This is a genomic window from Pseudarthrobacter sp. NPDC080039 (assembly GCF_040702335.1).
Taxonomy (GTDB): domain Bacteria; phylum Actinomycetota; class Actinomycetes; order Actinomycetales; family Micrococcaceae; genus Arthrobacter; species Arthrobacter enclensis_A.
Genome location: NZ_JBFBKY010000004.1, coordinates 113,913 through 130,356, shown reverse-complemented (window position 1 = coordinate 130,356; position 16,444 = coordinate 113,913). Strand labels below are relative to the sequence as shown.

The window sequence follows — 16,444 nt, the reverse complement described above, 5'->3', positions numbered from 1 at the left end:
CGTCCGACGGCGGCACGACGGCGGGCGGCAAGGCGGACCAGGGAGCGGGGCGGGCAGTCGCGCAGCTGGGGCAGAATGGTTACATGCCGCGTTCCAACCGTCCCCGCCGTCCAGTCTCCGGAAAGGGACCTGCTTCCGGCAGGGGTGCGGGACGCAAGGGGAGCGGGGACGTGCCTGAGCTTGACCTCGAGCGTGCGCGGGCGGGTATCGTCCGCCGCGAAAGTGCCCCGGACGGCGAGTGGATGGTCCGGACCATGACTGCCAGGAACGCCGAGAAGACCTACATCTGCCCCGAGTGCTCCACGGCCGTGCTGCCCGGCGTCGCGCACCTGGTGGTGTGGAAGGACGACCACCTCTTTGGCGCAGCCGCCGGCCTGGCCGAACGCCGGCACTGGCATACCAACTGCTGGTTGACGCGCAGCTACCGCTACCGCTGACCCGCGCGGGCAGAAGAACCTCCGCTGTCGCTAAGCTGGCAGGCATGACTTTTGATCCGGCGTCGTACCAGTTCACCCAATCCGCGGGCCCCGCTCCCATCCGTGCCTCCACTGTCCTGCCCGCCAGGCGCGAGAACATCGAGCTGCACACGGCGGACGGCCACACGCTGGTGGGGGAGTTGGCCCTTCCCGAATCCGGGCCGGTACGGGCCACGCTGATCACGCTGCATCCACTTCCGACGCACGGCGGTTTCATGGATTCCCACGTCTACCGCAAGGCTTCCTATCGCCTGCCGGCGCTGGCGGGGATCGCGGTCCTGCGCTTCAACACCAGGGGCACGGCGTCCGCCCGCGGCACCAGCAGCGGCGGCTTCGAGGAAGGAATCGGCGAACGCCGGGACGTTGAGGCTGCGGTCCGCTTCGCCGTGGAACGGGGCCTGCCCAACCGCTGGCTGGTCGGCTGGTCGTTCGGGACCGAGCTGGCCCTGATGTATGGCGCTGTTGAACCGGTTGCCCCGCAGATTGAGGGCGCCGTGTTGCTGTCCCCGCCGCTGCACCGTGCCACGGACAAGCACCTGCAGCTGTGGGCGGAATCGGGCAAGCCGCTTCTGGTCCTGGTTCCGGAGCACGATGATTTCCTGCAGCCCGCCGAGGCGGCGCAACGGTTCAGCCTGGTGCCCCAGGCCCGCGTGGTGGGCGTGGCCGGGGCGAAGCACCTGTGGGTGGGGGAGAAGTACGCCGCGCGGGTCCTCAATGACATCGTGGCGCAGGTCAGCCCCGGGCAGTCAGGCGCGGAGCTGCCGCAGGAATGGGACGGCCCGACGGCGACCGCCTCTGCCTAAAGGGTGGCCGCCCTTAGGACCGCCCGGAAGCCATGCCACCGGGAAGCGGCCCCTGCTCAAAGCTGCTAGTGCTGGTCCTGCCGCACGATGTAGATTTCGCGGACCAGGAGCAGGACTGCGGCTGCGGTGGGAATGGCGATCAGGGCGCCGAGCACGCCCAGCAGGCTGCCGCCGGCAATTACGGAGATCACCGCCACCGCCCCGGGAACGGCGACGGCCTTCTGCATGATGCGCGGTGAAATGAAGTACGCCTCGAACTGCAGGTAGGCGAAGTAGCAGATGGCGTAGACGGCGGCCACCTGCCAGCCCTCGGTGAGGGACACGAGGGTTACCACGATGCCTGCGATCATGCCGCCCACCAGGGGGATGAATGCCAGCAGGACCACCACAAACGCCAGGAGCAGGGCGAAGGGAACGCCGACGATGGACATCACCACAAAGGCGAAGGTGGCGTTGAGCAGGGCCACGCAGGCCTGGCCGATCACGTAGTTTCCGACGGACCGCGTAATCTCCTCGGAGAGGGCGGCCACCCGCTTCCGCCGGGAGCGCGGGGCGAGGCGGTAGCCCCACTTTTTCATGGCCGGCAGGGCTGCCAGGAAATACAGGCTCAGCACCAAAACGATCAGGGCGCCGAAGAGGCCGTTGGCCACCGTTGATCCGAAACCCACCACACCCCCGAAAATGCCGCCCATCGCGGCGGGGTCGTTGACGAACTTATTCACTTCTTCGGTGATGCGGTCGCGGAGTCCGAACTGGTCATCGAGGCTGCGGAAGAGCTCGGAATCCATGAAGTTGTGCACCCAGTCGGGCGCCTGCCGCACGATCTCGGACACCTGCTCAACGATGGTGGGAATGAGGGTGGCGAAGAAACCCACGACGGCGCCCATGAGGACGGCCACTGAGACCAGGATGCCGGCCGGCCGGGGAATCTTCCGGTTTTCGAGCCAGCCCACCACGGGTTCGAGCCCCAGCGCTATGAACAGCGCCGCGACGATCCACAGCAGCAGCTGCGTCGTGTGTGAGCCGATCCAGTACACCAGCAGCGCCAGTCCCACGCCCACTGTTCCCATGAAGCCCATGTACAGCGGATGCTGGGGCGACATGCGCGGCCCCGGGTGCCCGAACTGCGGCTCCTCTTCCCCTTCGTGGTCCGCTTCCGGCGTCTGTCCGGTGAACTCCGGCGGCATCTCGAAGCGGAGCCTCGGCTGGGCTCCGGGCAGCGGCTGGCGCAGCCGCCGGACCACCTGGCCGAGCGCGGCCGCAGCAGTGCCCCTCCGGTGTGCCGCTGCCATGCCCAGGGGAGGTATTGCAGCCGGGACGGGGCGCTGGGCTTCCCCGGGATCTCCGGCTGCCGCCATGGACGGATCCGTCTTGTCAGTCACTGGTTTTGGGGGCCTGTTCCGTGCGTGGCGCCGCTTGGGCGGGCCGGTGTGATGATCATCGCAAACACTATCAGCAGGCTTGTCACGAAGAGCCGGAAGCGCATCGGGGCGTCCAGCAAACGTCCGTTCCGGGAGGCGCGGAGGGGGCCCCTGGTAACAAAAAGGTTACTATTGAAGGTAAACCCCCGCTGATGATAGGTGTTTCCCTTGCGTTTAAAGACTGCAGCCGCACTCGTGCTGCTCGGCCTCCTGACACTTTTGGCCGGTATCGGCCAGAGAACCATCTGGGCTCCTTCCGAGACGTTCACGGCATCACTGCCGGCTGATTCCGCAGCCGCACCCCTGACCGTCATCGACCAGAAGCTGCGCACCCTGCATGACGGGCCCGTCAAGATCACCGTCCAGGGCGACGGCAATTTCATGCTGGCCACCGGCCGGCCTGATGATGTCAGCGCTTGGGTGGGCAAGACCGCCCACAACACCATCACGGGGGTTTCCGAGGACGAAAAGTCCCTCACGGTTGACCACGCGGACGGCGACGCAACCGCCCCCAACCCCGCCGGTTCGGACCTGTGGGTATCCAATGAGAACGCCAGTGGCGAACTCGAATACACGTGGACGCCGCCCGCGGACGGAGACTGGAGCCTCCTGCTTGCCGCCGACGGAACCAAGCCGGCGCCTGCCTCGGTGTCCATGACGTTCCCCAACGACACGTCCACGCCCTGGGCTGTTCCGCTGATGGTCCTGGGCGGCCTGCTGATCATCGGCGGCATCGCGCTGGCACTGCTCCACACACGCGGGAAGAACGGGCAGGGCGGCGGCCGCACTCCGGCCCCGTGGGCCCGGAAGGCGGCCCCCCAAGGCCCCGAAACCCATACCGCTGGTTCCCATGACACCGGCTCGGGGAACAACGGCCCCAACGGGCAGTCGCCATCGTTGTCCTCCAGGATCACCATGGTGGCAGCCGGCGTGGCAGCAGCAGTGCTTGCCGGCCCGGTCGTTGCTGCACAGGCGGCCACGCCCAGCCCCCAGCCCTCCGGCAGCACCTCGGCAGCCAAGGAATCCACCGGGTCGCCGGTGCTGCTGGATGCCCAGTTCCGCCGGATCCTGGAACAGGTCTCCAGTGCCACCGATGCCGGTGACGCAGCCAAGGACGCCGCGAAGCTCGGGGACCGCGTAGCCGGCCCGGAGCTGGAGGTGCGCACGCAAAACTACAAGATCCGCTCCCAGGTGGCTTCCTACGCGGCTCGAATGCCGGTCCGCTCCACCAAGCTCCTGACCACCGTTGTCACCAGCGACCGCTCATGGCCGCGCTCCGTGCTGGCGGTAACCCAGGGAGACGGCAACGTGGTCCCGCAAATCCTGACCCTGGTCCAGCAGTCGCCGCGCGAGAACTACAAGCTGATGGAAACCACCCCGCTGCAGCCAGGCACTACATTCCCCACGATCAGCCGCGGCGGTACCCAAACGGTGGCGCCGTCCGACAAGACCGGGCTGCTCTACAGCGGCGAGGAAGCCATGTCCGGGCTCGCCGACCGGCTGACGTCCGCAGACTCACCGTTCAAGGACAAGCTCGTCGAGGGCCAGTCTTCGCCGTACATCGCCGATACCCTGTCCTACCAGGCGGAAGTGGTGAAGTCCGGAGACAACGGAAACTTCTCCTTCACGCACAAGGTGGTTCCCGAGAGCACCGTGGTGTTCCGCACCTCGGACGGCGGTGCCCTGGTCCTGGGCCGGATCAACTTCGGCTTTGAAGGCACCCCCAAGGCAGCCGGCGACAAACTCAGCATCGGTGACGATGCCGCCGCCCTCGCCGGCGGCAAGGAAACCACTACGGGCATGGTCCTGAGCTTTGCCGAATCCATGGCGGTCTACGTGCCGCCGGCCGGATCCACTGACCCCATGAAGCTCGTTGCCGCCACCCGCGGCCTGGTCGGGGCCAGCTTCAAGTAGGGCCCGACTGCATTACCACCGGCAGCGGCCGGAGTGGCTAGAGTGGGAAACATGAGTTCGCCAGCTTCCCGCCCAGTCCCTCCTGCCGCTGCCAACCCGCTTAACCTGCGCGGCGCCGTCGACCTTTCTTCGCTGAAGCGCACCGCAACTCCCTCCAGTGCCGCAGCCCCGTCCGCTCCTGTCGGAGGCGCAGGCCAGGGAGCGCAGCCGGCCGCCGCCGCCGGTCCTGAGCTCGAGGTCAATGTCACCGAAGCCAACTTCCAGCAGTTGGTGGAGCTGTCCGCGCAGGTCCCGGTGGTGTTCGCCCTGTGGGCCCCCTACTCCCCGGAGTCCGGCAGGATGCTCGAAACCCTGGACCGCGTGGTTGCCTCCTACGGCGGCCGCCTGGTCCTGGGTGCAGCGGACATTGAAGCGTTCCCGCAGCTTGCCCAGGCCTTCCAGGTGCAGGCCGTCCCCACCGCTGTCGCCGTGATCAAGGGACAGCCGGTGCCCCTGTTCCAGGGTGCTGCGGAGGAACAGCAGGTGCGCGGCCTCTTCGACGAACTCCTCAAGGTGGCCGCTGCCAACGGCGTTACCGGCAGCCTGGACGCAGGGGACGGCACGGAACAGGAACCTGCACCGCTGCCGCCGCTGCACCAGGCCGCTTACGACGCAATCGAAGCCGGGGACTATGCCGCAGCGGCAGATGCCTACCGCCAGGCGCTGAAGGAAATGCCGGCTGACCATGAAGCCAAGGCAGGGCTGGCCCAGGTGGAACTGATGGGCCGGCTGCAGGCCGTCTCCGCCCAGGACAGCGAAGCCCTCCGGGCACTGGCGGCCAACGAGCCGGACAACATTGAAGCGCAGTTCGGGGTGGCGGACCTTGATGTGGCAGGCGGCCACGTGGAGGACGCCCTGAACCGCCTGGTGGCGTTCATAGGCCGGAACTTCGGCCCGGAGCGTGAGGCCGCCCGGGTCCGCCTGCTGGAACTGTTCGATGTCGTTGGAGCCGGGGACGACCGCGTCGCCAAGGCGCGCCAGGCGCTTGCGCGGGTGCTGTTCTAGTGCCGGCCCTCTTCCAGCCGCTGACGCTGCGGTCCATGGAACTGCAGCACCGGGGATGGGTCTCACCCATGTGCCAGTACAGCTGCGATCCCGACGCCGCCCCCGGGGTCCCGGACGACTGGCACCTGGTGCACCTGGGCGGCTTCGCCGTGGGCGGCGCGGCGATGATCCTCACGGAGGCCGCGGCGGTGAACGCCGAGGGCCGTATCAGTCCCAGGGACGCAGGCCTGTACAACGACGAACAGGCCGAAGCCTGGGAACGGATTATTTCCTTCGTCCACCGCAATGGAACTGCCGGAACAAAAATCGGTGTGCAGCTGGCCCACGCGGGCCGGAAGGCATCGACGTACTGGCCGTTCTCCGGCAAGAGCGGCAGCGTTCCCCCATCCGAGGGCGGGTGGGACACTCTTGGACCATCCACCACCTCATTTGAAGGCTACGCGGCCCCCGCCGCCATGACAGTGGAACAGATCCACGGCGTCATCGCTGACTTCGCCGCCGCAGCTGTGCGGGCAGTGGACGCCGGCTTTGACACCATGGAAATCCACGGGGCACATGGCTACCTCCTGCACCAGTTCCAGAGTCCGCTGATCAACCAGCGTGACGATGAGTGGGGCGGGGACGAGACCGGACGGAACCGGCTGATGCTGGCCGTGGTTGACGCCGTCCGCGCCGTGATTCCCGATTCCATGCCCTTGCTGCTCCGGATCTCGGCCACCGACTGGGCGTCCGGCGGCGTGGACCAGGCGGCCTCGGTCCGGTTGTCGAGGGAGGCTGCGGCGCACGGGGTGGACCTGGTGGACGTCTCCAGCGGCGGGGCGGTGGCGCACCAGCAGATCAAACCGGGTCTGGGCTACCAGACCGGGTTCTCGGCCGCCATCCGGGAAGAAGCCGGAGTTGCCACCGGGACGGTGGGCCTGGTGACCACTCCCGGCCAGGCTGAGCACGCCATTGCCACCGGACAGGCTGACGGCGTCTTCATCGCGCGCGCGGCCCTGCGCGACCCCCACTGGTGGCTCCGCGCCGCCTTTGAACTGGGCTATGACATTTCCTGGCCGCCCCAGTACGAACGCGCCGTCCCGCGGCGTACCTTCTGACGCGGAAGTCCACGATGGCAGGCCCCGGCGGAACGGATCCGCAGGACGGTGTTGGCCGGCAGCTGGAAGCGAAAATCCTGGAGCTGCTGGCAGCAAGGGCGTCCACGTCCACCATTTGCCCGTCCGATGCGGCCAGGGCCGTGGGCGGGGATGAATGGCGGCACCTCATGGAGCCCGCCCGGAAAGCTGCGCGGCGCCTGGTTGACGCGGGCAAAGTCCACATCACCCAGGGCGGTTCCGTGGTGGACCCTGTCACGGCCAAGGGCCCCATCCGGATCCGCAAAGCGCCCTGAGGCCGGCGGCTGTCAGCCCAGGAGATCGTCCACGTAGCACCAGCGCCAGTCTTCCCCGGGCTCCACGCTGCGCATGACAGGGTGCCCCGTCTCCTTGTAATGGCGGCTGGCGTGCCGCCCGGCGGAGGAGTCGCAGCACCCCACGTTTCCACAGGCCAGGCACATCCGCAGGTGAACCGGAGTGGTACCCTCCCGCTCACACTCCGCGCAGTACGGGTCACCGGGGACCGGGGACGGCATGGCAGCGGTCAGGTGGTCGCAAACGCCGCCCGGCTGGGACAACCCCTCGCCCCCGCCACCGTCGGCAGCGGCGACCTCGTTGAAGGAGGCGTCGAGCATCGACTCTTCGACATCGAGGCGCTCCAGGACTTCACTGAGGACTTCATGCGCGAAGTCCCCGCCCCGCCTGAGTTCCAGGACCTTGTCCCTTTCGGCCTCCAGCATGGCCATCCGCAGCTGTGCGTAGCGCTGGCTGGGGGTGGCCGCCTCAGCCGCCGGCCTGCCCAGCCGCTCCCACGCCGCCAGCCCCCGCTCATGGGTCCGCCGCCGGAGCATGTCCATCACCTCCGGCGGATCACTCTCGCGGCGCAGCTGCTCCAGCCGTTCGATCCCTGCTGCGGTGGCGCGCTGCATCAGGGAAGCCTGGTTCAGCGCGTCCTCGCGCCTGTCCGGTCCCGGCACCCGCAGGGCCCTGACGAGTGCGGGCAGGGTGAACCCCTGCAGCACCAGCGTGCCGCCGACCACCACCATGGCTGCCAGGACCAGCACGTTGCGGTGCTCCAGGTCTCCGGGCAGCGTCAGGGCGGCGGCCAGGGTGACCACGCCGCGCATGCCGGCCCAGGACACGATGGCGGGCATCTCCCAGGGCGGTGCCGGGTCCGCCCGCCGAACGGCGGGAATCAGGCGGGGCAGGTAGGTGGCGGGAAAGACCCAGACCGGGCGCAGCAGCAGCACCGCCACCAGGATGACGGCGCAGCCAAGCCAAACCCGCCCGGCGCCCAGGGAATCGTCCTGGACGCTGTCCACGATGGTCCGTACCTGCAGGCCAATAAGCAGGAAGACGGCATTTTCCAGCAGGAACTGCACGGTGTCCCAGTTGCTCCGTGCGCTTTGCCTGGCAGCGCCGTTGGGCATCGACGGCGCCTTGGTGCCCATCACCAGGCCGGTGACGACGACGGCGAGCACCCCGGATGCGTGTATCACCTCGGCGGGGAGGAAGGCAACGAAAGGCGCCATGAGGGACGTCGAGGTGTTGATGGCCACGTTGCTGACCCGCTTGCGGATTTCGGTGAGGACGTACGCGGCCGCGAGACCCACCACCAGGCCGCCGCCGGCCGCCAGCACGAAGCCGCCGGCAACATCCAGCACGGAGACGGAGCCCGCAATGGCCGCCACCGCTGCCCGAAGACATACAAGCGCGGTGGCGTCGTTGACCAGCGATTCGCCTTCCAGGATGTTGACGATACGGCGGGGCATGCCCACTTTCCGTGCGATGGCCGTCGCGGCCACCGCGTCCGGCGGTGCCACCACCGCACCCAGGGCGATGGCCGCAGCAAGCGGGATCTCGGGGAACAGCCACCAGACCACCGCGCCCACGCCCAGGGTGCCAAAAATGACGTACCCCACGGACAGCAGCCCAATGGAGCGGCGGTTGGCCTTGAAGTCGAACAGCGATGTCCGGAACGCGGCTGCGTAAAGCAGCGGAGGCAGGAGACCGACCAGGACCAGTTCCGGATTCAGCTCCACCGAGGGAATGAACGGCAGGAACGATCCCGCTACTCCGGCCAGGACCAGCAGCAGGGGAACCGGGATATTGAGTTTGCGGCCCAGCGCGCTGCCGGCGCACACCACAGCAACGATGACCAGCAGGCCCAACGCGATGTCCATGACGTTAGTTTCGCACCCCCGCGGCGCTGGTCCGCGGACTAGGCTGGCACCATGACTGCTCCGATACCTGACCAGGCATCGAATTCCGGGCCCATGGCGGCCCTTTCCCTCCGTGGGCTGGCCAAGCGGTTCGGTGGGAAGATCGCCGTGGACGGCATCAGCCTGGAAGTGCCGGCCGGGTCGTTCTTCGGCATCGTCGGCCCCAACGGTGCAGGCAAGACCACCACGTTGTCCATGGCCACAGGCCTCCTGCGTCCGGATTTCGGCACCGCGGTGGTGCACGGCGTAGATGTGTGGCAGCACCCGCTGCAAGCCAAACGCCTCATGGGGATCCTGCCCGACGGCGTCCGGCTGTTCGACCGGCTGACGGGTGAGCAGCTGATTACCTATGCCGGGCTGCTCCGCGGCATGGACAGGGCCGTGGTGGCCGCACGCGTGGGGGAGTTGCTGGCGGCCATGGACCTCACCGAGGATGCGGGAACGCTGGTGGTGGACTACTCGGCCGGCATGACCAAGAAGATCGCCCTGGCCTCCGCGTTGATCCACGCCCCACGGCTCCTGGTCCTGGACGAGCCGTTCGAAGCCGTGGACCCCGTGTCGGCAACGAACATCCGCTCCATCCTTGACCGGTACGTCGCCTCCGGCGGAACAGTGATCGTCTCCAGCCACGTCATGGACCTGGTGCAGCGCATGTGCGACCACGCCGCGGTGGTGGCCCGCGGCCGGCTCCTGGCTGCGGGAACAGTGGACCAGGTCCGGGCCGGGGCCTCCCTGGAAGAGCGGTTCGTGCAGCTTGTCGGCGGCCACAGCCACACGGAGGGGCTGGAATGGTTGCGCATCTTCTGAGGCTCAAGCTCGCGCTGCTGCGCAATGGCCTGCGGCGCAGCCCATGGCAGCTGGTAGGCATGGCCATCGCCGGGCTGTACGCACTGGGGGTGGTGTCAACCCTCATCATCGTCCTTGTCCTGCTCAGGAACGCAGGGGCCGAAACCGCCCATACAGCTGTAATCCTGGGCGGTTCCGCCGCGCTGATCGGATGGGGCGTGATTCCGGTGGTGGCCTCCGCCACGGACATGACGCTGGACCCGTCCCGCTTCAGCACCTTTGCCATCCCCATGAAGCAAATGCTCACCGGCCTTGCCCTGGGCGGCCTGATCGGAATCCCAGGGGTGGCCACCACGCTCGTTGCCCTGGCCACCGTGGTGACCTGGTCCCGTGATGTGCTTCCGGCGCTCGCCGCCCTGGTGGGCGCCTGCCTTGGGGTGATGACCTGCGTCGTGCTGGCCAAGGTGGTTACCACCGCGACGGCAAGCCTGGCTGCCTCCCGGCGCTTCAAGGACATCAGCGCCATTGCCTTCATGGTGCCCCTGGTCCTGCTGGGGCCCATCGTTGCAGGGGTTGGCCGCAGCGTTTCCGCGTCCGCGGGATTCCTGCCGGAGTTCGCCCGTACCCTTGCGTGGACGCCGCTGGGGGCGCCCTGGGCACTCGGCGGCGACGTCGCATCCGGCCGGCCCGCGGAGGCAGCGGTGAAGCTGCTGGTGTCGGTGGCGGTCCTGGGACTCCTGGCGTGGTGCTGGAAACTGCTGCTTGAGCGGGCGCTGGTCACTCCGCCGTACGCCGGAGCCGGGAAGCGCCGCGGCGGCAGGCTGGGACTGTTCGGCGTGCTTCCAGCCACCCCGGCCGGTGCCGTAATGGCGAGGTCGCTCACATACTGGATCCGGGACCCCCGCTACTCCGGGTCCCTGGTGGTCATCCCCTTGCTCCCGGTGGTGCTGGGGTTCCAGGGGACGCAGACCGGAAGCTACGGCAGCCTGGCCTTCCTGGCCCCCGTGTCCGCTTTCATCCTGGCCTGGTCCATCTCAGCCGACGTCTCCTACGACAACACCGCGTTTGCGCTGCATTTGGCCACCGGGGTCCGCGGCGTGGCCGACAGGCTGGGCAGGGCGCTGGCATGCATGGCCTTCGCCCTGCCGGTGGTCCTGGTGTTCTCCATCGGTTATGCAGCCTTCACCCGGAACTGGGCCGCGCTGCCCGGACAACTGGGGCTGAGCCTGGGGATTCTCTTCACCGGGCTGGGATTGTCCTCGGTGGTGTCGGCCCGGTACACGGTCACGGTCCCGCTGCCGGGTGACAGCCCCTTCAAGAAGCCGCCGGGCAACGTGGGGCAAACCATGGCCGTGCAGTTCGTGGGAATGCTGGTCCTGATGGTCCTGGTGCTGCCCGAAGCCGTGCTGCTGGCGGCACACGCCATCACGGGAAACGTACTGTTCGGCTGGCTCAACCTTGCCGCGGGCATCGTCCTGGGCCTGGCCCTCTTCCTGGCCGGTGTCCGGCTGGGCGGCAAATGGCTTGACGCGCGGGGGCCGGAGCTCCTGGCACAGGTAAACGTCAACCGCTGACGGCTCCACGGAAGGGACAACATGGAAATCGTGATCCTCGGCGGCAGAAGGCAGATTGGAAGACTCGCGGCCGACGCCATCGAACAACTCCTCCGGCGCAAGCCGGAGGCTGTCCTTGGCCTGGCCACGGGGTCCTCACCGCTTCCCGTCTATGACGAGCTTGCGGCCCGGCACGAACAAGGCCTTGATTTCAGCAGGGCCTCGGCATTCGCGCTGGATGAATACGTGGGCCTGCCTGCGGGCCATCCTGAGTCCTACCGTGAGGTGGTCCGCCGGGAGTTCACCAACCGGGTGAACATTGCACCGGAGAACGTCCACGGTCCGGACGGAAGGGCGGACGACATCCCCGCTGCCTGCGAAGCCTATGAGCAGGCAATTGCCGCTGCCGGCGGCGTTGACCTGCAACTGCTGGGCTTGGGCACTGACGGGCACATCGGGTTCAATGAACCGGGCTCGTCCTTCGCTTCGCGGACGCGGATCAAGAGCCTGGTGGAACAGACACGCCGGGACAATGCCAGGTTCTTCAACAGCCTGTCCGAGGTGCCGCACCACGTCATTACCCAGGGCCTGGGCACCATCATGGAAGCCCGCCACGTGATCCTGCTCGCCACGGGGGCGCAGAAAGCGCAGGCAGTCCGCGATTTCGTGGAGGGTCCGGTGGCTGCGATCTGCCCGGCGTCTGTGCTGCAGTTCCATCCGCACGCCACCGTCCTGCTGGACGAGGCTGCCGCCTCAGGCCTGAAACTGGCCGATTTCTACCGTCATACCTATGAGAACAAGCCCGCATGGCAGGGGTTGTAGCGGCCTTCCGGACGTGCCCCACCGGGGCAAAAAGGTACGACGGCGGCCGGTGGCGTACTCCGGCAACGGGCGCGCCGCCGTCGGACGCGCCGCCGGGGGAACGGCTAAGATGGATGCCATGACTAGCATGACGGACCCTCTCGAAAACGACCCGATGCGCGAGCTTTCCGGAGCTGGAACGTCCACGGCCACCATTGAGCGCGAGGAACTGCGCCAGGAGGTGGAACCGGGCGACCGGGAGCGCTTTGCCCACTATGTGCGCAAGGAAAAGATCATGGAGTCCGCGATGACCGGGGAACCCGTCATTGCCCTGTGCGGCAAGGTCTGGACCCCGGGCCGGGATCCCCAGAAGTTCCCGGTGTGCCCCGAATGCAAGGAAGTCTATGAAGGCCTCCGGCCGGGCAACGACGGCGGGAAGGGTCCGGGGGACTCGGGCAACAGCAAATAGTGACGGAGACGCTCTTTGGCGGCCCCACCCTGCCTCCGGCGTACCCGGAACGCGCAGCCTGGGGAACCGCCCCGAAACTGCGTGCCTGGCAGCAGGAAGCCCTTGACCTCTACCTGAAGAACAGCCCCCGCGACTTCCTCGCGGTGGCCACCCCCGGCGCCGGTAAAACTACCTTCGCGCTCCGGATCGCGTCCACGCTGATCGACTCCGGTGCCGTCAACCGGGTGACCATCGTGGCACCAACGGACCACCTGAAACGGCAGTGGGCGGACGCGGCAGCCAAGGTGGGAATCGCCATCGACCCCAACTTCAAGAACTCCGACGGCCAGCACGGCCGCGGTTTCATCGGCGTCGCGGTCACCTACGCCCAGGTGGCCAGCAAGCCGCTGCTGCACCGGGCCAAGACCGAGGCAGCACGCACCCTGGTGATCCTGGACGAGATCCACCACGGCGGCGAAGCCCTGTCCTGGGGCGACGGCCTGCGCGAGGCGTTCGATCCCGCGGTGCGACGGCTGTCCCTCACCGGTACCCCGTTCCGTTCAGACACCTCACCCATCCCGTTCGTGGAGTACGCCGAGGACCGCGACGGCATCCGGCGTTCCAAGGCCCACTACACCTACGGCTACGGCAACGCCCTCCGCGACCATGTGGTGCGGCCCGTAATGTTCATGGCCTACTCCGGCCAGATGCGCTGGCGCACCAGCGCCGGCGAGGAAATGGCCGCCTCCCTGGGCGAAGCCGCTGTCACCAAGGACATCACCAGCCACGCCTGGCGGACTGCGCTGAACCCGGCGGGGGAGTGGATCCCCGCGGTCCTGGCCGGTGCCGACAAACGGCTCAGCGAGGTCCGCCGCACGGTTCCGGACGCGGGCGGCCTGGTGATCGCCACCGACCACGAGGATGCGCGGGCCTACGCGGGGCAGTTGAAGAGGATTACGGGCGAGTCACCCACGGTCATCCTGTCCGATGACGCCAAGGCGTCGAGCAAGATCGAGGAATTTTCCGCCGGCGACAAGCGCTGGATGGTGGCTGTCCGCATGGTGTCCGAGGGCGTGGACGTGCCCCGGCTGTCCGTGGGCGTCTACGCCACCTCCACCTCCACCCCGCTCTTTTTCGCCCAGGCCGTGGGACGCTTTGTGCGTGCCCGCAAAAGGGGCGAGACGGCGTCGGTCTTCCTGCCCTCCGTGCCCCAGTTGATGGCGCTGGCCAACTCCATGGAAATGGAGCGGGACCATGCTCTGGACCGGCCGGAAAAAGAGGACGGCGACGGCCTTTTTAACCCGGAAGATTCACTGATGGAGGAGGCCAACCGGGAGGACAAAGCCTCGGACAGCCTCACCAAGGGCAAGTTCGAGGCATTGGATTCGCAGGCTTCCTTTGACAGGGTCCTGTTCGACGGCGGCGAGTTCGGCACCGGCGGTGAAGTTGGGTCCGACGACGAAATGGACTTCCTGGGCATCCCGGGCCTGCTGGATGCCGAGCAGGTGGGCACGCTGCTGCGCCAGCGCCAGCACGAACAGCTGAACCGCAAGAACCGGAAGGCGCCCGCGGCTGCAGAAAGCCAGGTCCCCGCCGTTCCGGACCACCGGATGCTGATGGACCTTCGCAATGAGCTGGCCAAGAATGTGGCCGCCTGGGCTGCCAGGACCGGCACGCCGCACGGCGTGGTGCACACCAAGCTCCGCACAGTTTGCGGCGGCCCTCCCGTGGCACAGGCCAACGAGGAGCAGCTGAAGTCCCGGCTGCGCAAGCTTCAGGACTGGTTCGTGGGCCGCAAGTAGCGGCTCAGGCGACGTCCGCCCCGCCGAGTTCCAGCTCGGCGACGGTGTCTTCCAGGTCCCCGGCGATTCCCGCGGTCAACGAGCGGACCACGGTCACCCCGTAGCCGGCCTGGACGGCATCGAGGGCGGTTGCCTTCACGCAGTAGTCGGTGGCGATGCCGACCACCACCACGTCCTCCACGTCGTGGCTTTGGAGCCAGTCGTCAAGGCCGATGGCATCCTCGTCGGACTCAGGCGCGCCGGCACCGCCGGGCAGCCCGGGCTGGCGCTCCCCGGTGGGCACGGCGTCTTCGGGGGCCAGCAGGCCTTCGAAGCCTGAGTATGAGGCCGCGAACTGGCCCTTCCGGAAGTACGCGTCGATGTATTCGGTGTCCAGGTCCGGGTGGAGCTCGGCTCCGCGGGTGCCGGCCACGCAGTGCCTCGGCCAGCTGTCCCTGTAATCGGGCGTGTCGGAGAAGTGGCTGCCGGGATCGATGTGCCAGTCCTGGGTCGCTACCACGTGGTCGAAGTCGTTGTGGTGGGCGTCCAGGTACTCGCTGATGGCGCCGGCCACGGCCGCCCCGCCGGGAACGGCGAGCGAGCCGCCCTCGCAGAAATCGTTCTGGACGTCCACGATGATCAATGCGCGGGCCATCAGTGCTCCTCGTAGATCGTAGGGATTGCGGCGTCCCCTCGCTGCAGGCGGTTAACCACGGGCGGCAGTTCCGCCATGGAGTCCGCATGGCGCTGCCGCGCGCGGAGCACGCCCTCGTGCCCGGTCCAGCCGGGCAGCAGCTCGCCGTTCTTCATGAACTGCTGCAGCAGCGGACGGTCGTTGCCGTCGTCCTCCGGCCGGTGGCCCACGCCTACCACTTCCGCAGTGGCGGTGCCGCGTTCGTCCAGTTTCCGCAGCGCATACTTCCGGCCGCCCACGCTGACCTTGTTCTTGGCCGCCTTGGCCACGGGAACGAAGTTGCCGTCGTTGTCCGCCCGGCTGACCAGCTTGTAGACCATGCTGGCCGTGGGCGCACCGGAGCCTGTCACCAGCGACGTGCCCACGCCGTAGGAGTCCACCGGGGCTGACTGCAGGGCCGCGATTGCATATTCATCCAGGTCGGAGGTGACCACGATCCTGGTGTGCTCGTTCCCCAGGTCGTCCAAGAGCCGGCGCACCCACTGCGCCTGGGCCACCAGGTCGCCTGAGTCCAGCCGGACGGCGCCAAGCCGGGGCCCTGCCAGCTCAACGGCCGTCCGGACGGCCTTCTCGACGTCGTACGTATCCACCAGCAGGGACGTGCCCTCACCCAGTGAAGCAATCTGGGCCTCGAAGGCCTCCCGCTCGGTGTCGTGCAGCAGCGTGAAGGAGTGGGCAGCTGTTCCTACGGTCTTCACGCCGTAGCGGATGCCCGCCGCCAGGTTCGAAGTGCTGTCAAAGCCGGCAATGATGGCCGCCCTGGCCGAGGCTGTGGCGGCTTCCTCATGGGTGCGCCGCGAGCCCATCTCGATGCAGGGCCGGCCGCCGGCAGCGCTGACCATGCGGGACGCAGCGGAGGCAATGGCGGTGTCGTGGTTAAGCACGGACAGCAGGTAGGTCTCCAGCATGCAGGCTTCGGCGAACGTGCCCTCCACGACCAGGATCGGGGAGTTGGGGAAGTAGGCCTCGCCCTCGGCATAGCCCCAGATGTCGCCTGCGAACCGGTAGCTGGCCAGATACTCCAGGGTTTCGCGGTTGACCACCTTGGTACGTTCCAGGAACTCCAGTTCCGCCTCGCCGAAGCGGAAGTCTGCAATCCCCTCCAGGAGGCGCCCTGTGCCGGCCACGATCCCGTAGCGCCGGCCGTCGGGAAGGCGCCGTGCGAAAGCCTCGAACACAGATCTGCGGTGCGCCGCCCCCGAGTGGAGGGACGCCTGCAGCATGGTCAGCTCGTAGTGGTCTGTGTAAAAGGACGTGCGGGGATGGTCCCAGCCGGCGGAGGTGCTCACGAAAATCACTCTAGTCCCCACCGGCTCCCACGTCTCGCTTCGCTTCGCCGCGGGGCCCTCGACGGCGTGGGCCCACCCACCGGCTCCCACGTCTCGCTTCGCTTCGCCGCGGGGCCCT

General features: G+C 67.8%; 15 protein-coding genes. 11 read left to right on the top strand and 4 right to left on the bottom strand.

Going from position 1 to position 16,444, the window contains the following annotated elements:
- Positions 1–83: 83 nt before the first annotated feature.
- Complete coding sequence (locus AB0313_RS06460) at positions 84–437, top strand: ATP/GTP-binding protein (protein WP_141942067.1); 354 nt, start codon at positions 84–86, stop codon at positions 435–437.
- Positions 438–481: 44 nt separating this feature from the next.
- Positions 482–1,279 carry an alpha/beta hydrolase gene (locus tag AB0313_RS06455; protein WP_141942065.1) on the top strand — a complete coding sequence of 266 codons (798 nt, stop codon included), beginning with the start codon at positions 482–484 and terminating at the stop codon, positions 1,277–1,279.
- 65 nt (positions 1,280–1,344) lie between these two features.
- On the opposite strand, the gene AB0313_RS06450 is transcribed toward AB0313_RS06455, so the two are convergent.
- On the bottom strand, positions 1,345–2,571 hold the full coding sequence (locus AB0313_RS06450) for an AI-2E family transporter (protein WP_366304600.1): 1,227 nt from the start codon (positions 2,569–2,571) through the stop codon (positions 1,345–1,347).
- Positions 2,572–2,895: 324 nt separating this feature from the next.
- Here AB0313_RS06450 and AB0313_RS06445 point away from each other — a divergent pair, with 324 nt between their 5' ends.
- From AB0313_RS06445 to AB0313_RS06430, 4 genes are read left to right on the top strand one after another with little or no spacing between them, the layout of a single operon-like run.
- Positions 2,896–4,614 (top strand): hypothetical protein, encoded by a 1,719-nt coding sequence (locus AB0313_RS06445; protein WP_366304599.1) that lies wholly within the window; start codon positions 2,896–2,898, stop codon positions 4,612–4,614.
- A gap of 51 nt (positions 4,615–4,665) precedes the next feature.
- Positions 4,666–5,658 carry a tetratricopeptide repeat protein gene (locus tag AB0313_RS06440; protein WP_366304393.1) on the top strand — a complete coding sequence of 331 codons (993 nt, stop codon included), beginning with the start codon at positions 4,666–4,668 and terminating at the stop codon, positions 5,656–5,658.
- Complete coding sequence (locus AB0313_RS06435) at positions 5,658–6,755, top strand: NADH:flavin oxidoreductase/NADH oxidase (protein WP_307308669.1); 1,098 nt, start codon at positions 5,658–5,660, stop codon at positions 6,753–6,755. Before AB0313_RS06440 ends, AB0313_RS06435 begins: the two co-directional genes overlap by 1 nt.
- Positions 6,756–6,769: 14 nt before the next feature.
- Positions 6,770–7,048 carry a DUF3253 domain-containing protein gene (locus AB0313_RS06430; RefSeq protein WP_141942057.1) on the top strand — a complete coding sequence of 93 codons (279 nt, stop codon included), beginning with the start codon at positions 6,770–6,772 and terminating at the stop codon, positions 7,046–7,048.
- Between the two features lie 12 nt (positions 7,049–7,060).
- On the opposite strand, the gene AB0313_RS06425 is transcribed toward AB0313_RS06430, so the two are convergent.
- Positions 7,061–8,935 carry a Na+/H+ antiporter gene (locus AB0313_RS06425; protein ID WP_366304391.1) on the bottom strand — a complete coding sequence of 625 codons (1,875 nt, stop codon included), beginning with the start codon at positions 8,933–8,935 and terminating at the stop codon, positions 7,061–7,063.
- A 51-nt stretch (positions 8,936–8,986) separates the two neighbouring features.
- Between AB0313_RS06425 and AB0313_RS06420 the strand changes: the two genes are divergently transcribed.
- From AB0313_RS06420 to AB0313_RS06400, 5 genes are all read left to right on the top strand, one after another.
- Positions 8,987–9,781: an ABC transporter ATP-binding protein gene (locus tag AB0313_RS06420; protein ID WP_366304389.1), complete on the top strand. Its 795-nt coding sequence runs from the start codon at positions 8,987–8,989 to the stop codon at positions 9,779–9,781.
- A complete protein-coding gene (locus tag AB0313_RS06415) occupies positions 9,763–11,334 on the top strand; it encodes a transporter (protein WP_366304387.1) in 1,572 nt (523 codons plus the stop codon). The genes AB0313_RS06420 and AB0313_RS06415 overlap by 19 nt, the downstream gene beginning before the upstream one ends.
- A 21-nt stretch (positions 11,335–11,355) precedes the next feature.
- Positions 11,356–12,135 (top strand): glucosamine-6-phosphate deaminase, encoded by a 780-nt coding sequence (gene nagB, locus AB0313_RS06410; RefSeq protein WP_366304386.1) that lies wholly within the window; start codon positions 11,356–11,358, stop codon positions 12,133–12,135.
- A gap of 109 nt (positions 12,136–12,244) precedes the next feature.
- Positions 12,245–12,583 (top strand): DUF3039 domain-containing protein, encoded by a 339-nt coding sequence (locus AB0313_RS06405; RefSeq protein WP_141942047.1) that lies wholly within the window; start codon positions 12,245–12,247, stop codon positions 12,581–12,583.
- On the top strand, positions 12,583–14,364 hold the full coding sequence (locus tag AB0313_RS06400) for a DEAD/DEAH box helicase (RefSeq protein WP_366304383.1): 1,782 nt from the start codon (positions 12,583–12,585) through the stop codon (positions 14,362–14,364). Before AB0313_RS06405 ends, AB0313_RS06400 begins: the two co-directional genes overlap by 1 nt.
- Before the next feature lie 4 nt (positions 14,365–14,368).
- Here the strand turns inward: AB0313_RS06400 and AB0313_RS06395 are convergent, their stop codons facing one another.
- A complete protein-coding gene (locus AB0313_RS06395) occupies positions 14,369–14,998 on the bottom strand; it encodes an isochorismatase family protein (protein ID WP_366304381.1) in 630 nt (209 codons plus the stop codon).
- Complete coding sequence (locus tag AB0313_RS06390; RefSeq protein WP_366304379.1) at positions 14,998–16,326, bottom strand: nicotinate phosphoribosyltransferase; 1,329 nt, start codon at positions 16,324–16,326, stop codon at positions 14,998–15,000. The genes AB0313_RS06395 and AB0313_RS06390 overlap by 1 nt, the downstream gene beginning before the upstream one ends.
- Positions 16,327–16,444: the final 118 nt, after the last annotated feature.

Bases quoted from the DNA above. Each gene is read 5' to 3' on its own strand.
- AB0313_RS06460 (WP_141942067.1), top strand. From the start codon at position 84: ATGCCGCGTTCCAACCGTCCCCGCCGTCCAGTCTCCGGAAAGGGACCT.
- AB0313_RS06455 (WP_141942065.1), top strand. From the start codon at position 482: ATGACTTTTGATCCGGCGTCGTACCAGTTCACCCAATCCGCGGGCCCC.
- AB0313_RS06450 (WP_366304600.1), bottom strand. From the start codon at position 2,571: ATGGCAGCGGCACACCGGAGGGGCACTGCTGCGGCCGCGCTCGGCCAG.
- AB0313_RS06440 (WP_366304393.1), top strand. From the start codon at position 4,666: ATGAGTTCGCCAGCTTCCCGCCCAGTCCCTCCTGCCGCTGCCAACCCG.
- AB0313_RS06430 (WP_141942057.1), top strand. From the start codon at position 6,770: ATGGCAGGCCCCGGCGGAACGGATCCGCAGGACGGTGTTGGCCGGCAG.
- AB0313_RS06425 (WP_366304391.1), bottom strand. From the start codon at position 8,935: ATGGACATCGCGTTGGGCCTGCTGGTCATCGTTGCTGTGGTGTGCGCC.
- AB0313_RS06420 (WP_366304389.1), top strand. From the start codon at position 8,987: ATGACTGCTCCGATACCTGACCAGGCATCGAATTCCGGGCCCATGGCG.
- AB0313_RS06415 (WP_366304387.1), top strand. From the start codon at position 9,763: ATGGTTGCGCATCTTCTGAGGCTCAAGCTCGCGCTGCTGCGCAATGGC.
- nagB (WP_366304386.1), top strand. From the start codon at position 11,356: ATGGAAATCGTGATCCTCGGCGGCAGAAGGCAGATTGGAAGACTCGCG.
- AB0313_RS06405 (WP_141942047.1), top strand. From the start codon at position 12,245: ATGGATGCCATGACTAGCATGACGGACCCTCTCGAAAACGACCCGATG.
- AB0313_RS06395 (WP_366304381.1), bottom strand. From the start codon at position 14,998: ATGGCCCGCGCATTGATCATCGTGGACGTCCAGAACGATTTCTGCGAG.